Source organism: Streptomyces sp. NPDC101490, assembly GCF_044767145.1.
GTDB lineage: Bacteria > Actinomycetota > Actinomycetes > Streptomycetales > Streptomycetaceae > Streptomyces.
The window spans coordinates 511,745-529,188 of the sequence record NZ_JBIWNI010000001.1; the positions used below are offsets into that span (position 1 = coordinate 511,745).

General features: G+C 75.3%; 2 protein-coding genes (1 of these 2 cut by a window edge). Both read left to right on the top strand.

Translation table 11 applies throughout. The annotated features are described in order from the left end of the window. On the top strand, positions 1-366 hold the full coding sequence (locus ACIRQY_RS02115) for a hypothetical protein (RefSeq protein ID WP_403921729.1): 366 nt from the start codon (positions 1-3) through the stop codon (positions 364-366). Beyond that, positions 367-17,444 carry the 5' portion of a lonely Cys domain-containing protein gene (locus ACIRQY_RS02120; protein ID WP_403921731.1) on the top strand. The gene runs 9,739 nt beyond the window's last position, so the window shows 17,078 of its 26,817 coding nt (coding positions 1-17,078); the start codon lies at positions 367-369; the stop codon falls past the right edge of the window. It begins immediately after the preceding gene.

A 17,444-nucleotide genomic window follows, 5' to 3' on the forward strand; every position in this document is an offset into this window, starting at 1 on the left:
ATGAGCGGAACCGGCGACTACCAGGCGGACACCACCGGGCTGAAGCAGACGATCCTCGCCATCGGGGACACGGCGGAGACGCCGAAGAAGCTGCTCGCGCGGTTCGACGGCGCGGTGCAGAACTACGACCCGTGGAAGGGCGAGGACGACGACCTCCACGGCCAGCTGAAGCTCCAGGAGAACCAGCAGAACGAGACCGTCAGAGGTGTGCTCGGAGGCATCGGGGGAGTCCTGACCGGACTGCAGTCGGCGGTCCTGGAGAGCCTCACCAGCATCCAGAACGTCCAGCGGGACGTCCAGGAGCGGATCCACGACGGCCGCTCGAACGGCGACGGCGGCGACAACGGCGGCCACGGGAAGCGCTGAATGTTCGACATCGAGTACCCGGAGCCGGTGGGCGACATGCTCTTCGTCCTGCTCGGCGCCAAGCCGGTGCAGGCGAAGGCGGGCATGGCGGCGGAGAGCCGCGCCACCTTCACCGACCTGGCCGCCGGGCTCCGGGAACTCCGCCAGTCCATCCTGGAATCCATCCAGATGGGCAAGCAGTACCTCCCGCCGAACGTGGCCGAGGCGTACGAGCAGTCCCTCTCCCAACTGGTGCACGTCAACGGCGGTGACGTCCTCCAGCGCTTCATCGCCCAGCTCGACGGCTTCACCGAGGACCGGGGCAGGGCGGCCGTCCAGATCCAGCAGGCCCACTTCGAGATCATCCTGGAAGTCGTCTGGCTGATCATCGAGCTGGCCCTCCTCGAAGCGCTCGCCGTGTTCACCGGCGGTGCCTCGGTCTCGGAGATGATCCTCGCCCGGATGCGGTCGAGGCTGGCGATCCTGATGGTGGTCGACCGCCTCATGCGGTACACCCAGAGCCTGCCCTCGCTGTCCGAGGCGTTCGAGGAGGCCCTCCAGAACCTGGCCGCCCAGCTGCTCACCATGACCATCAACCCGGCGGAGCTCAGGCCCGGCGGCATCAACTGGAAGGAGGTCGGGATCTCGGCGGCGGTCGGCGGCCTGGCCGGGTTCTTCATCGGCCACTTCGGCGCCCTCGCGTACAAGATCAAGAACATTCTGTCGAACACCTTCAAGAACAACCTCAAGAAGGACGTGTTCGGGAAGTTCGAGATCCGGTTCAACAGCCCCTTCACCCGGCACAACGCCAACAACGCCGCCTACGACCTGCCCGCCGCGTTCCTCACCGAGGGCTTCGGCGAGACCATCGCCACGGCGATCGTCCTCGGCAAGTGGGACTGGACCTCCCTCGTCGGCGCCGGTCTCAGCGGGGTGTCCCAGATCTTCATGGGCCAGCCGCTGGAGCAGCTGTACAAGGGCACCCACCTCAAGCTCTATCCCGACGGGAACCTCTTCACGAGGTACCAGCAGAACTCCGCCCGCCTCCTGGACGAACGCCTCGGCGCAGGGCCCGGCGATCCGGACGCAGGCGGCCGGGACCTCGGCCCGACGGACTCCGCGCCCCTCCCGGCGCCCGTCCGGCCGGTCCCTACGGCGGGCCACAGCCCCGTCCCTCCGCCGCCCGTCCCCGTCGCACCGCCGCCGGGCGCCGCACCGGCCCCGGCTCCCGCTCCCGTGTCGCCGACGCCCGTCACCCGGGGCGGCCCCGGGCCGACGGGCGGCACGACCACGGACCCGTACGACGGATCGGACACCTCCAGCCGGCCGCCGAGCGTCTTCGACACCTCGGACACGGAGTCGCTCCGGGACTTCGGCTCGGTGGGGGACACGGGCTCGGTCTCGGACTTCGGCTCGGTCGGAGACTTCGGGCCGGTCGGGGTCACGGGATCGGTCCTGGACTTCGGCCCGGGCGAGGAGGGCGCATCCGTACGGGACACGACGGGGTCGCTGCCGGACGCCGGGTCCGTCCCCTCCGGCATCCCCAAGCCGCTCCCGGCCGTCCTCCCCGACTCCTCGCCCCTGAACGGCACCGCCCCGAACACCCCGGCTCCGAACACCCCGGCCCAGCTCCAGCGCGACGAGGCCCAGCGCGAGTGGATCGCCCGGCAGATCACCTCCGAGGACCTGCCGGACACCCTGATCGAGGACCTCACCGGGCTGTACGGCCCGGACGCCGTCGTCAGCGAGGACGCCCTGCGTGACGCGGGCATCACGCCGGACCCGCAGCGCCACCCGGCGGGCGGCCCCGTACCGCTGTCCGCCCTGGACCCGGTCGACCGGGCACGCCTGCTGATGGCACGGCAGCCGGAGCCCTGGCCCGCCGTGCTCGACACCGTGGCGGCCCACGCCTCGCTGCGGATGTGGGACGCGGCCCGTACGGACTTCAGGGACGCGGTGACGCCCGGGGGCGCGGGTCAGGTGACGGCCCCACAGCAGTCCCCGGCGCCAGGCCCCGCCGCCCAGTCCCCGGCCACCGGTGCCGCACCCCGGTCCCCGGCACCCGGAGCCACAGCCCCGGGCGCGACACCCTCGCCCACCGGGGCGCGGCCGAGCCCCGCCGACGCGGACCGGGCTTGGGAGAAGGCCCTCGCCCTGGTCGTGGCTCCGTCCCCGGGGTCCACCCTCGCGGACTTCCGGTACGCCGACTCCGCCCACCGGGACGCCGTTCGGCAGGTCGCCGAGCACCTCCTCGCACACGGTCCGGACGCGCCCTCGGGCGTCACGCTCGCCGACGCGCTCCGCGCTTCCCCGGCGCTCGGGCCCGTCATCCCGACCGCCCCGGTCCGGGCCGCCACGGCCGTGGGAACGCCGGTCGCCCCGGTCCCTGCCGTGACGACATCGGGCGAACTTCCGGACGCGACGGTCACGGCCTCCGGCCTCCCGGTCACGGCCACGACGACCACCGGCACCGACCTTCCGGTCCCGGCCGACTCTCCGGCCCCCACCGACCTTCCGGTCCCGGCCGACTCTCCGGCCCCCACCGGCCCTCCGGCCCCCACCGGCCCTCCGCTCCCCGCCGTCACGACGTCCAGCGAGCCCCCGGCGCCGACGGCCATGTCCTCCGGCCTCCCGGGCCCGGCCGCCAAGCCCGCCACCACCGACCCTCCGGCCCCCGCCATCACGACGTCCAGCGAGCCCCCGGCCCCGGCCACCGACGTCTCCCTCCCCGGCCCCGCGACCCCGCCCGTCACCGCCTCCGGCAACCTCCCGGCGGGCCCGGCCCCGGCCGCCCCCGGCACCGAGGCGGTCACCCCGGCCACCGGGAACCCTTCCGAGGCCCGGGCGGCGGCCGGGCCCGTACCCGGCTCCCCGGCGGTCGTCGAGCTGGCAGCCCGGCTGCCGTACCTGACCCCCGACGAGCGGGCCTGGGAGCTGTCGCTGCTGTCGTCCGGGGACCGCGAGGCCCTGGCGTCCGACACCGGCCTGGTGGACACGCTCCGGCGGGAGCTCGACCCGGAGGAATTCTCCGAGACGGTCGTCCGGTTGATGCTGGAGGTCCCGCGCGGGGTGGACCAGCCCCTGTCCGCGCGGCGCGAGGTGGTGCCGCTCGTCGCACGGATGCTGCGCGACCCCGACACGGCGGTGAAGCTCCTGCGGGCGGGCGCGCGCGTGACCGTCGTCCCGAAGGGCGAGGCGATGACCACGCTGGCCGACTTCGACGACCTGGCGGGAACCCGGACGCCCGACGGACGCCGCTGGGAGGAGGTGCGCGGCTCCGGGAGGCTCACGGCGGGACTGACCGAGGAGAACCTGCTCGGCGAGGTCACGTCCGTGCGGACCGTCCGACGCGCCTACGCGCAGGGCTACTCCACGACGACCCACGAGTTCGCCCACACCCTGCACGAGTACGGGCTGGGCGCCGAGGAGAAGCGGCTCGTCCTCGCCGCGTACCAGGCCAAGGCGCGTCAGGGGAGGAAGGCGGCCTGGCCGGACGGCCCGCTGTACGACCCCTCGGGCAGGCGCACGCGGCCCAACTACTCCTCCCTCGACGCGTACGAGTACTTCGCCCAGCTCACCAACACCTACCTCGGCACCAACGCCGGCCGGGACTGGTACACCGGGCAGCGCCGCAACAACGGCTCCGCCTGGGTGAGACAGCACGAGAAGACGCTGTTGCCCCTCCTGGAGCGGCTCTACGGGCCCGAGCCGGACAAGAAGGCCCGGCCGGTGAACCAGCTCGCCGGGCCGCGCAAGGAGAACTGGGTCTTCGACGGGCTCCGGGCCTTCTGGGACCGGGCCGAGGGCATCCACCGGATCCGCGCCCACGACCCGGTCCCGGAGTCCGAGGAGGACCCGGCGCCCGCCGTCACCCCGGTGCCGGTCCCGCCGCCCGCCGCCCCGAAGCCCCGTACGACACCGGGGGGTGCCTTCGCCCTGCCCCCTCCGCCCGCCGGTCCGTACGACCACCTGGAGTACCAGGAGTACCTGGGGAGCGTCCTCCGGGGTGTCTTCGGGCCGGGCGCGGCCGCGGACCCGAGCTTTCCCCAGATGGTCAACTCGCTGGCCCTGGTGGACGCGGCACGTGCCACGGACGCGCGGTTCGGGACCGGAGCGCTGGACCTGGTGGGGATCACCCGGCGGGGGCTCCACCTGCCCGACGACGTCCCGGCCGACGCCCGGACGGTGTTCCGGTTCCTGTCGCTGGCGGCGAGCGCGGCCCGCCGCTCGCGGGCCGGGAGCCTGGCCGCGATCGGCGCCTACGGGCTGGAGCGCGGGGGCACGCTCGGCGAGACGACGGTGCTGACCGGGTCCGACGGTGCGGGCATCGGACGGAACTGGCTGGAACACCCCGTCAGGGGGCTGCGCGTCGACACCACCGCCCGGCGGACGGCCGACGGCGGCTGGGACGTCGCTCCCGCCCCGTGGGGCGGCGGCCCGGTCCACGTGGTCCTCGCGGAGACGGGCCCGGACGGCCTGTTCCTCGTACGCGACGGCCGGGGGAACGCGGCCCGGGTCGATGACGAGGAGTTCGCGGAGCTCCTGGCGCACGACCCCGCCCGGCCGCCCGGCGCTCCGGTGCTCCTGGAGGTGCGGGGCGCCACCGGCGTGGGCACGACGGCGTTCGAGCGCCTGGTCGCGGACCGGCTCGGGACACGCGTCTGGTCCACCGGCGGGGACGTACGGCTCCAGCCCGTCGACGCGGACGGCGAGCGGTGGATGCTCGTCCTGGCGAACGACGCCCCTGGCCGGATACCGGTCGGCGCCTGGCTCCCCAACGATCCGGGCCGCCCCGACCTGGGTCCTCCGGGCCGGGTGAGGGCCGTGGACGGGCGGGAGTTCACGGACGACGACATCCAGTCGTACATGATCCCCGCGGCCGACGGGCAGTCGCTGCCCATCCGGGTCTTCCTCCAGCCCGACCACGCGGCGCTCCTGGAGGACGGTCTCCTGCAGCTGTCGGAGGCCGCGCACTACACGGACCGCGACGACGGGGTCGAAGGAGTGCGGCCCGCGCGGGAGAGCGGACCGCTTCCCCTGCCCAGGTCCCTCTCCGGCGCCTATGTCGCGGTCGGGCACGGCAGCCACGGGCGTGCCGTCCTGCCGGTACGGAGCCTGGGGACGAACGAGGTCGTGCCCCCGGACGAGATCGGCCGCCTCCTCGCCCGGGACCCCTATCTGCGGTCGCTGCCCCCGGACGTCCCGGTGTGGGTGGTGTGGTGCGAGATCGCGATGCCCCAGCCGGGCCGCGACCGGCTGGAACGGGCCGTCGCGGGGCAGGTGCTGGCGAACCGCACCGGCCGGACCGTGTTCGCGCTGGACGCGGAGGTCTCGGTGCACCCGGCGGACGAGGGCATGCCGCCGCGCCTGGTGAAGTTCGACGACCCGGACCACCCGGTGTACCGGGTCGTCGAGTTCCGCCCCGACCCGGCGTGGGAGCGCCTGAACTCCTGGGCCGACGCGGCGGGTCTGCCGGCGGACGCGGACGACCGGTCCGAGCGGGTCCAGCGATGGGTGTGGGTCCTGCGCGAGACCCACGGCCCGGGCATCGACACCGACCCGGCCCGGGCGGCGGAGTTCCAGGAACTCATCGAGGGCTTCGGCGCCTGGGAGCGGGCCCGGGGCTCCGCCCTGACCCAGGGCGACCTCGAACGGACCCTCGCGGCCTACGCCGGGCCGCGCGGCCTCGACCCGGTCGTCACCGAGGCCACGCTGGCGCGGATGCTCCGCTCGTGGCGGGGGAGCCGGAGCGGTACGGGCAGGGGAGTGGCGCACGCCGCTCCCGCCCAGGGACCGGGGGACGCGAACCGCCCCGCACCCCGGACGACCGGCCTCCGCTTCAGGCCGGGGACCGGCGGCCTGACGGAGGGCGCCGAGGCGGACCTCGGCGCGCTGGCGGCCCGGACGGCGCTGGCCGCGCTGGACGCCCGGCACGCGGGGCGGCCCCTGCCGGAGGTCGTGTTCACCGGGTACGGGGACGGGCCCGCGGTACGGGCCCGGCGGACCGGCCAGGTCCGCGCCGAAGCGGCACGCGACTGGTTCCTGGCCCGGCTGGAAGAGGAACTGTCCGTCCTGCAGAGGGACACGGCCCCGCAGGACCGGACAACCGCCGACGCCATCTCCCTGACCGTCCGGGGCCGGGTCGGCAACGACCGGTCGGCCACCGCGCCGGGCGCGACGGCCCTCCTCCGAACGCCCTCGGCCCCGGCCGTACGCCCGCTGCCGGAGACCCGCGCGGGCGGGTCCGGCCCCGGAGACACCACGGCCGTCGCCCGAGTGCCGGAGACACCGGAGGCCGCCGCCAGTGCTCCCGGGGGCGCCCCCGGCACCGCCGTCCCGGCCCCGCTCGGCCCGCGCCCCACACCGTTGTCCCCGGACGGCATCACGGAACTCGCCGCCCGGCTCGACGCGGACCAGGTGCGTGTCGCACCGGTCGGCGACCGGGCCGCCGCGCCCGGCCCCGCCCCGACCGTCCCGGCGTCCCCCGCCGCCCCGTCGTTCCCGCCCCCGGTGCTGCCCCGGTCCACCGAGGTGCCGTTCGAGGACGACTCCACGACCATGTCCCCGGACGCCGTGACGGCCGTCGAACGGCTGGCGGTCCGTACCGCCGAGACCGGCCTGCGGCACCGCCGCGCCGGGCTGCCGCCGCCCGAGGTCGTCCTGAGCGGCGGCGGACCGGACGGACGGCGGGCCGACGCCGTGGCGGACGTGTTCCGGCGCCGTCTCCACCAGGCGCTGGCCGCGTCCGGCCCGGACGGCACCGACCTGACCGCCGACGACTTCGGCCTCACCACACCCGCCGGTACGGCGGGCGACCGGGCCGCCACGGCGGTGACCGTCCGCATCACCACCTCCGCGCACGCGGCGGCGGTGCTCCGCCTGGAGGAACTCGCACGGGCCGAGTCCGGCGCGAAGCCCGGCCCGTTCCGCCCGGAGCGGGTGGCCCGGCGGGTGATGGGCCCGCTCGGCGCCGGACGGCTGACGGCGGCACGGGCCACGGACCTGTACACGATGACCGGCCTGGCGATCCGGGACGGCCGGGCGGGCACCCTGGCGGAGCTGGCCGCGTACTGCCGGGAGAAGCAGGCGGCCGTCTACGGCGACCACCGCTTCACCACGGCCGACGGAACCCCGGCCCCCGGACTCAACTGGACGGGGCTCACCCCCGGGCCCCTCTACACGGACACCTTCGGCGTCCTGGAGGAGCGGCCCGGCCGACCGCCGGTGATCCATGACTCGCGGACGCCCGGCTGGGCCGGGGGCCCGGCACCGTATCTGCTCGCCGCCGGGACGCGGGGCGGCCTGACGGCCGTCCCCTGGGCGGACGGCACGACACGGGAGGTCGACGCGGAGCGGCTCGTCCGGCGCGTCCTGGACGACCCGGAGTTCGCCGCGCTCCCGCCGGACGCGCCCATCGTGCTGGCCGTCCCGTACGCGGGCGCCGCCGACCAGTACCTGGCGCGGCTGCTGGCCGATCGGACCGGCCGCACCGTCTGGGCGCACAGCGGTGACCTGCGCCTCGTCATCGGCTTCGACGGCGACCAACTGGCCCTCGCCGCGTTCCGCGAGCCCGGCCGCCCGGTCGGCGACTGGTTCCCCGTACCGCCAGGACTGCTCCCCGACACCGGCTCCGACGCGGACTCCGAGTCCTCGGCGGACACGGCGGAGGAGTGGTACGACCAGGTGCTCTCCTTCCCGCTGGGCAGCGAGGGGACGGCCCGGCAGATCGGCCGCGCCTCCTTCCCGCCCCACGAGATGGCCGTACGGGAGACCGCGTACCGCCACCTCGACCGGGCGACGACCTATCTGCACCACAACTTCGCCGCCGGTACCTACTCCCGGGCGTTCCCCCTGGGACCGGCCGTCCGGGGGCAGCTCAAGGCCTTCTTCGCGGCCCACGGCGGGCTGGACTCGACCACCTTCGCCACCCTCGGCGGAGAGTCCCGCACCGTACGCGGCGACGAGGGCGCCAGGTGGCTCAGGAGGCGCAGGAGCTTCGGCGCGCTCCTGCGCACCGAGGACGACTGGCTCGGCCTCGTGACCTGTCTGTCGGGCTCCGCCCGGGACCGCGCCCTGCCGAGCAGGCCCGCCCACGGGCGGAACTCCTTCGTGCCCAACGGACTCAGGGACGTCCCCCAGGGCCAGCACTACGCCAACGTGATGCGCCACAAGGTGAGCGCCGCCACCGTCCGCTCCGGGGTGGCCAAGCGGGACGGCACCTACGTCCGCGCCCTGGTGACGACCCCCCAGGGGCTCTGGGGCACCTACGCCGAGTTCTTCCCCGAACCCGACGCCGAGGAGCTCGGCCACCGGGCCGACGTCCTCGGGCTGCACGGGTCCGACGGGCGGCTGCGGACCCTGGACCTGGTGCGCGCGCTGCGACGGACCCTCGGCAACGAGACCGACGACGGCGTCCGCGTCGCCCGGGACCCCGGCTACGCGGAACTCCTGCGCGGGGCCGGAGCGCTGGAACGGATGTGGCGGGAGGACCCCCGGTTCGGGGCGGCGGGCCCGTTCACCCTGGACTTCTTCCGGCGGGTCGTCACCGCGCGGCTCGGCACGGGACCCGTGGAGCCGGGCCCGGCCGACCACCGTGCCGTGCTCCTGGCGGCGGCCGACGCGCCCGAGGGGACGACACTGCGCGCGTTCGCGGCGCTTCCGCCCGCCCTGGACCGGGCCGCCGCCTGGCTGGACGGCGCGGAGGCGGCCGAGGAGATCGCGGACGTCCTCCGGCTCGCCGCGCCGGACCGGGTCGGCGAGGACGAGCGGTCATGGATGTTCTGGGCCCGGGTCAAGGCACACGAGACGCTGGACGCCCTCGGCCCCGGGCTCGACGCGTACACCGCGCGCGTGCTGCACCTGGACCCGTCCGCCGTGGACGACGCCCGCCGGGAGGAGGCACGGACCCTCACCGCCCACGCCTACGCCGTCGGCCGTGACGGGGCCGTCGCCGACGCGGTGGCCGCCCGCCACCTGGAGAACGACGGGGCCGTCTCCGACGCCACGGCCGTGCCGCCCGCCACGGACGGCCGACCGGCGGGCGGACGCGACCTGCTGGGCCCCACGGGCGCCGCCGCACCCGACCCGTCGAAGGTCCACACCCCCGGCGGCACCGTGGACGCGCCCTGGCACGGCCGCACCGCCGGGGGACGGGACCGGCCGACGCCCTACGTGGTGCGTGCCGCGCCCGACCGCACCGACCCGGGCCGGATCCTCGTCACGTACGGCGGGACGACCCGGCGGACACCGGTCGCCGAGTTCGTCGAACTCCTCGCCGTCGACCCGGAACTCCTCGCCCACGACGAGCGGGTGCCCGTCCTCCTCGCCGTCTCCGAACTCGACCGCTTCGCCCCCGGCCTGGCCCAGGCCCTGGCCCAGCGCCTCGGCCGGGGCGTGTACTCCACCGCGTTCCCCGTCGGGGAACACACCGACGGCACGATGGGACGCACGGTGTTCGCACTGCACCCTTCACCCTTCACCGGGGAGGTCCCCACGGCCTCCGCCCTGCGCCTGTCCACCGCCCGCGCGCTGGACGACCTCAGCGCGCCCGCGTCCGCACCGCCCCCGCCGATCGACGCCGACGCACCCGCGTCACGCGCCACCACCCCGGCAGCCCCGAAGACCGACCCCTCCACGGCACGGGCCACCACCGCGCCCGCTGAGGCCGAAGCACCCGCACGGGGGCTCACACCCACGGCACCCCTGGCGAGCGACGCCGAGGCGCCCGCCGTACGAGCCTCCACCGCGCCTGCGCAGGCCGACATCGACGTACCCGCCGTACAGGCCACCGCCGCGCTTGCGGGGACCGATGCCGAGACTCCTGCCGTACGGGTCACCACCGCGCCACCAGCGCCAGCGCCCGAGCCCCCGGCCCCCGGTGGCCGCCCGTCGCTCCCCGACGTGTCCCCGCCCGCGCCGGAGACCGCTGCCGTCACCGGCCCGCCGCCCGAGCCGCCCGAGCCGCCCGAGCCGCCCGCGCCGCCCGTTTCGTCCGGCGACACCCCGGCCCCGGGCCGCCCGCCCCGGCCGCGCCCCGCCGGAGCACGGATCGACGAGGAACTCGACGTACGGCGTCCCGCCCGCGTGGACGCCGGGATGCCGCCGCCGCCACGGGTGCACCGGCCCAGCGTGTTCACCGACGACAGCCGGCTGCCCGGCTACGTCGACGGCTTCCTCGCGTTCCCCGGCGACACCTCCGGCGACCCCCTGCCGATGGCCTTCGGACAGAGCGACGTACGGCTGCGCGGCATCGAGCAGATCATGGAGCACATCGGCACCGGACTGACCGCCCACGGCCCCGGGACCACCCCGGCGGAGGCGCCCGCCCGGCGCCGACGGGCACGCGGCGCCCCGGCCGAATCCGTTCTCTCCCGCATCGGGCGGGCCATGCAGGAGCACCCCCGGACCTTCGCCGGGGACGGCCGCGAGTTCGTCTATCGCACCGCGTCGGGGCGACCGCGCAAGATACGCGTCACGGTCCGCAACCACGGCGAGTGGACCAGGTTCACCGACGGCGCCGCACCGACCAAGGTCGACAACAACTACCGGTCCCAGGCCACCGTCGGCGCGTCCAAGACGATCGGCCAGACCCGCCTGTTCGCCCCCACCGCGCCCCTCGGCCCGCAGCCGGGACCCGTCTCCCTCTGGGGCCGGGCGGGGCTGCGCGTCGGCCTGGTCCGCGAGGTCACCTACTCCACCCAGGACCGCGTCCTCAACGTGGGGGAGACCCGGGGGCACGACACCTCCCACCCGCACCTCGACGACGCCCACGTCGAGATCCGCGTCACCGACGTCGAGCCGCCCCGCCCCGCCAGGACCGGGACCCTCGGCACCCGGTGGCGCGCCCGGCCCGCCCGGGAGGCCGTCCCGGACGTGGAGTTCGCGTTCGGCGTGCGCCACGGACTGCTGGCCCGGCTGCCGGAGGCCGTGACCCGGCGGGCCGCCCCCGGCCGCACCCCCCGGACCCTCGACCTCGGCCCCCGCTCCGACTACCGGCTCGTCGTCACCGAGGACTTCGGCCCCGTCGCCGCCGTCCGGGACTGGGCGGTCGCCCGGATCGGAGCCGTACCCGGCTCCTCCGCCCACCGCGAACTGGACCGCTTCTTCTCCTCAGGGAACTTCCACCAGATCTCCGGGCGGCTCGCCAAGTCCTCCGTGCCGGGCAGGCCGCTGTTCGCGGACGACCGGAAGAACACCCCGCTCGGCGCCTTCGTCGTCGAACGGATCGTCCCCGGCCGGGCCGTACTGGCCTCGGAGACCGACAAGGCGGAACTGCGGGAGTCCGCCTTCCTGACGCTCCAGAACACCCGCAAGCAGACCAAGGCGCACTCCAAGGACTTCGCCCTCTTCGTCGGCCCCACCTTCACCCTGCCGTCCTTCGGATTCATCTCCGGCTGGATGGCGCAGGTCAGGCCCCGGCTCCAGCTCGGCTTCAGCGGGCGCGTCGGGCACGTCCGGGGCCGCTCGGCGATGACCGGCGGCTCGGGGGCGGTCCGCTCCGTCGGCAGGGCCAAGAACGTCACCACCGACCTGTACCGGGTCGAGAAGACCGTCTGGGTCCGCAAGACCGGCGACGCCCGGCCGACGCCCTTCACCACCTGGAGCCTGGACCGGATGACGCGCACCGAGGCGCGCCGCCTGGCCGGGATGGCGGACGACAACGTCCCCGGGAGCACCGAACCCTTCGCCCCGGCCTACCTCCTCGCCGACCACCCGCCGACCCTCGGCATGTCCCGGCCCGTGCAGTTCCTCCACGCCGACGGCCGCTACACCCACAGGTTCGCCGAGAGCACCGACCGCGAGGACCTGCCCGCGCCGGAGCGGACCACCGCCTCCGCCGAGGACAGTCCGAAGGTCACCTTCGCCGAACGCAACCGGCTCGACTCCTTCACCCGCCAGGTCCTGACGGCCGTCGCCACCCGCTACCCCACGATGGTCGCCCGCCTGGACGAGCTCGGCGACCCCGACGACAAGCGGTGGCGCAACCACGGCCACTACCAGATGGTCCTGCACAACACCCTGACCGTCGTCCACGCCCTCTCGCACCACAGCATGGCCGGGAACCTGGAGGCGATGAGCCGCACCGGCCTGCGCATCGGCCTGATCGACCCCGGCCGCTTCACTCGGGGCCACTACTACATCTGGCTCGACGCCGAACTCACCGGCCGCGCCCACGTGTCGCCCACCGACACCATCCTGCGCCACAGCGCCCCCGGCGCCACCCAGCTCGACGAGACCCGGCACGCCGTCCAGGGCGCCGAAGCGGGGATCGTCGGCGTCGCCGCACTGCGGGACACCGCCACCGACGACATCGGCTTCGCCGCGCACGCCCTCACCGGCCAGGCCGGATACACCGCCGGATGGCAGACCCGCGACGAATCCGGATACGGCTCCGTCGCCACCTTCGACCCGATGGCGATCAGCACCCGGCCCGGCCACCTCTACACGTACGACCTGTCCCTCACCGTGAGCACCGGCGGCTACTGGCGGCCGCGCAGCCTCCTGCGCGGTCTCGTCAGCTTCGGCCTCCTCGGCACCCACTTCTTCGTCCGGGGCCCCAAGGGCCGTGGCGACATCATCGGCGGCGACGCCGACGTCCCGGCCGTCCGGGGCCGGGTGCTGCTCAGCGTCCCCGCCGACCACTGCCCGGACACCGACCCGCACGCTCCCGGCGCCGACAACCCCTATCTGGACCCGGACCCCGTCCGCCGCACCCCGATGAGCCGCCACGACGCCCGGCGGCTGCTCGACGCGTCCCCCGAGGACGGCCGCGACCCCGGGCCGCTCGACGGACTGCCCCACCAGACGCTGTCCGTACTCGCCCCGAAACAGCCCCGCGACGAACGGGGCATCGTGGACCGGGCCCTGGAACGCGCCTCCCACGGAAGGTGGCAGCTGACCCGCGAGGGCGCCCCCGCGCACGACGCCGCCGTCCGCCCGGAACAGCCGCAGTTCCTCACCGCCAACGCCGACCAGAACGCCTCCGCCACCGGGTCGCGCACCACCGGGCTCTTCGGCAAGGGGCCCTACCTCGACTGGCTGGCCACCGTCGTCCACCGGATGCGGGTCACCGAGCTGAGGGCCCTGACCCGGCCCCAGCCGATGGAGACCGAACTGACCCTCGGCGGCTCCACCAAGGCCTCCGGAGGACAGAGCAGGACCTTCGTCCAGCATGCCGGACTCACCGTCGTCTACGGCCACTCCCACCGCGTCGGCGCCGGAGTCACCGGCGGCTACGGGGCGACCTGGCAGCCGTGGTGGCGCAGCCGGGGCACCGGCGGCACCGTCGTCCGTACCGTCACCTCCGACATCAACCGGGTCGACCAGGGCCACCAGGTGCTGGCCGTCGGCGACGCCGAGCACGAGGTGGCCGCCGAGACCCGCTCCTCCGGCCTGCTCTCCCCCCTCGGCAAGGTGGTCCGCAGGCTGCACGACTGGGCCGGTGAGCGCCAGGTCGTCCGGGGCGGCTGGCTGGGACACCTCCCCGAGCGCATCGCCCACCAGCTCCGCCTGATCGCGGGCGACGGCCTGGGCGGCGGCCCCCTCTACGACCGCCGCCCCTGGCGCCAGCCCCACTGGTTCCGTACCGCCCCCTTCGCCACGTACCCGGTGAACTCCCTCGACACCGGCCCCGTCGTGGAGGACTTCGAACGGCACCTCGACGCGCTCGGCCTCGACGAGGACAGCCGGGAGGCGATCCGCCGGCTGACCTCGGCCCGCGTCACCCGCGCGCTGCGCCGCGAGATGTCCGGCACGGGCTCGTCGGTCACGGCCCGGATCAGCGCCTTCGCCTGGAAACGTGTCCGGCTCGGCGGACGGGACATCCGCGTGCGCGTCCAGCTCGAACCCGTGGGCGAACCGGAGTTCGTACGGCTCTGGCCGCGCACCGAACTGGAGGACCACCGCTGGGCGACCGAGACCTTCAGCGACACCTTCCTCACCGGCCGGGGCAGCGACGCCGGAACGGCGATCACCGAGGGCATCCACACCGGCGACCCCCATGTGCCCATGGCGGGCCCCTCCCTGGCCGAGACCGGCTCCAACCGGCAGACCATCTCCGCCACCGACACCTGGTCCCGGGGCCGCGTCTGGACCACGTACACCAGCGAGCCGCACGCCGAGTACACCACCCGCTACCGGCTCCGCATCACCATGGAACTGGGCCGCACGCGCGGCGACGAGGGCTGGGGCCGGGGGGCCCACCGCATCGAGGAGAGCGGCGACGTCGGAAGCCAGCGAGAGATCGTCCCGCTCAGCCTGACGCACCCGGCCACCGCGCCCGGCCACCCCGTTCACACGGCCCCGCCGGAGCCCGACACCCCGCCGCTCGCCGTCGACGTCCTCACCGGGACCGACAGCCCGCTGCACCCCGGCGGCCCCACGGGCGGACTCGACGCCTGGCGCTCCGTCACCCTGCCCGACGGGACGCGCGGCCCGTTCACCCCGCCCGACAGCGGATTCCACGTCCGCAACATCATCGGCGCGGAGAACGTCCTGGCCGCGAGCACCCTCGCCCTCGGCAGGGCCTACGACAACCGGCTGGCCGGAGTCTCGGGCCCGCAGACCGGCGAGGCACTGGTCCGGGCACTGCGCACCGCCCGGATCACCCCGCTGACCGCCGAGGGCACCGGCTCCGCACAGGTCCTCGAAGACGCCCACGGACCGGGGGCGCTCACCGTCTTCTTCGAACAGGCCGTGGGCAGTACGGGGTACGAGACCAGCGGCCTCGCCGAGAACGCCCTCTCGGACCACTCGGAGGGCGCCCTCCGCCTCTTCGCCCGGCCCGACCTGACGGGCGCGGTGCTCCTCGCGGTGGCCGACGGCGCCCGGATGGAGTCCTCCACCAGGATCACCGAGAGCGACAACGTGACCGCCGTCCAGGGCGGTGACCACAACACCGCGATCGGCGCCGCCCCCGCCCTCAAGTCCGACAGCGTCGGCGCGGCGAACCCGGGGGCCACCGGCACCGGAGCCGACACCGCCGACAGCGACGGGCGCGTCGTCGCCGACGACGTGGCCCGCCAGGTCTACGTCAAGCCCAGCACCGGCCGGGTCTTCGCGTTCGCCGTCCCCACGGACTGGCTGAGCGTCGCCGAGGTCCACCGGCAGTTCAAGGACCTGTCGTCGAGCCGGTGGATCCGCGAGCACGTCCTCGGGTCCTTCGGCGGCGTCGATCCCGGCCCGCAGGCCGTCCGGGCGCGCACCTTCGTCCTGGCCTGGGTGCGAGAGGACGTGGCCCGCGAACTCGGCCTCGTCACCGACGAGTCCTTCCCCCCGAAGGTCGCCGAAGCCTGGGACGGGGTCAAGGACGCGGCGAAGACCTGGGCCGACGAGGACGCCGCGTACTGGGAACTCCGCCGCGACCTGCCCGATCTGCACGCGACGGCCGAGGCCGCCCGGGTGGCCTCGGCCGTGGCCGACCGGGCGCTGCGGTCCACGGAGAGGGCCGCCAGTGCCGAACGAGCAGCCGCCCGCGCGGAGTTCGACACGACGTCGGCCGCCGCCCGCGCCATGGCCGGACAGGGCCCCGCCGACCTTCCGGAACCCGTGGGCGGCACGCTGAGGTCCGCCGTCGACCTCGCCGCACGGACACGGCGGGACCTGCGGGACGCCCAGGCCACACCCTTGGCGCAGGACGCCCCGGCACCGCACCGGGAGGCTCACGAGGCGCGGATCGAATCCGCCCGGCGCGCCGTGGCCGAAGCGGACACCCAGGTCGACACCGTCCGGCGCGGGGAGCGGGACCGGGCGGAGGCGGCGGCCCGGAGCGCCTTCGACCTTCGCACGGCGGCGGCCCTGGAGACCGTCGCGGTCGCGCGCGAGGCGGCGGAGGCCGCCACCCAGGCGCACGGAAAGGCGCAACTCGCCCTGGAGGAGCTGCTGGAGAAGGTGGCGACCCAGCGCCGGAAGGCCGAGGAGGCGGCGGACACCCTCCACGACCTCCGGGCCCGCACCGACCGGCTGACCCACTGGTACCGGCTGCCCGAGGACCCGCCGAACGGCGCCGAGGGCGCCGCCCCGACCCGCGGCGGACTGCCCGAGCCCACCCTGAGCGAACCCACTCCGCCCGAGCCGGAACCGGCGCCGCCGCGCGCACTGGACACGATCAGCGAGGAGGACGAGGGGGACGAGGGGGATTCTTCCGGCGTCGCCGCCGTCTCCGCTGTCGCTGCCGTCACCGCTGACACCGCAGGCACTGACGCCTCGCCCCAGGATGACGCGGGCGACCGTACGTCCCGGACTCCCGAGACCCCCGTCGATCCGCCCCGCTACACCCTCGTCACCGCCCTCGACGACGGAGCGCCCGCGCTGCGGTCCCCGGAGGGAACCACGCATCGGCTGGGCGCCGTCGTCGCCGAGAACTCCTTCTTCCGGGCGCTCCAGGAAGTACTGCCCGCCGCCCGGGTCACCACCGACGGCACGGAGATCGAACCAGCCGCCCTGCGAAGCGAGTTCGCCGACATGGTGGCGGAACTCCCGCTCGACTCGACACTGCTGGACCACTTCACGCCCGACGAGACGGACACCTTCACCTCCGCCGAGCTGGACGCCGCCGCCGTCGATCTGGGCGTCGACACCCCGCAGCGCCGGGAGTTCGACGCCCTCGGAGTCGTCCCGCACTCGACGGGTGCCCCGATGCCCGACCGCCGTCACCGCTCTCTGAGCCCCGCCCAGCGCCGGGCGCTCGCCGCCGCCCAGTTGAGGCGCCACGCCGACGCGACGGACGACACCGGCTGGGACCACGCCGCCGCCGACGTGCTGCCCGCGCTCGCGGCCCGGCGGTACGGGATCGGGGTGCGGATCGTCCAAGAGGACGGCACCCACCAGGACTTCGCGCCCGATCCGGGCACCCCCCTGTCCGGCACCGCCCCGCGCATCGTCCTCCGCCTGGCCGAGCGGCACTTCCGGGCCGTCGGGTCGGACGCCGTGGCCGAAGGCCCACCGCCTGCGCCGAAGCCCCCCGTCCCCGTGGACGACTCCCTCCTGACCGCCCACCTCACCCGCCCCTGGACCTGGGACGGTCTGGACGGCACTGACGGGCCCCGGTTCGACGCCGCGTCCGATCCGCGCACGCTGACCGACCCCGACGGTTTCGTCCT

Bases quoted from the DNA above. Each gene is read 5' to 3' on its own strand.
- ACIRQY_RS02115 (WP_403921729.1), top strand. From the start codon at position 1: ATGAGCGGAACCGGCGACTACCAGGCGGACACCACCGGGCTGAAGCAG.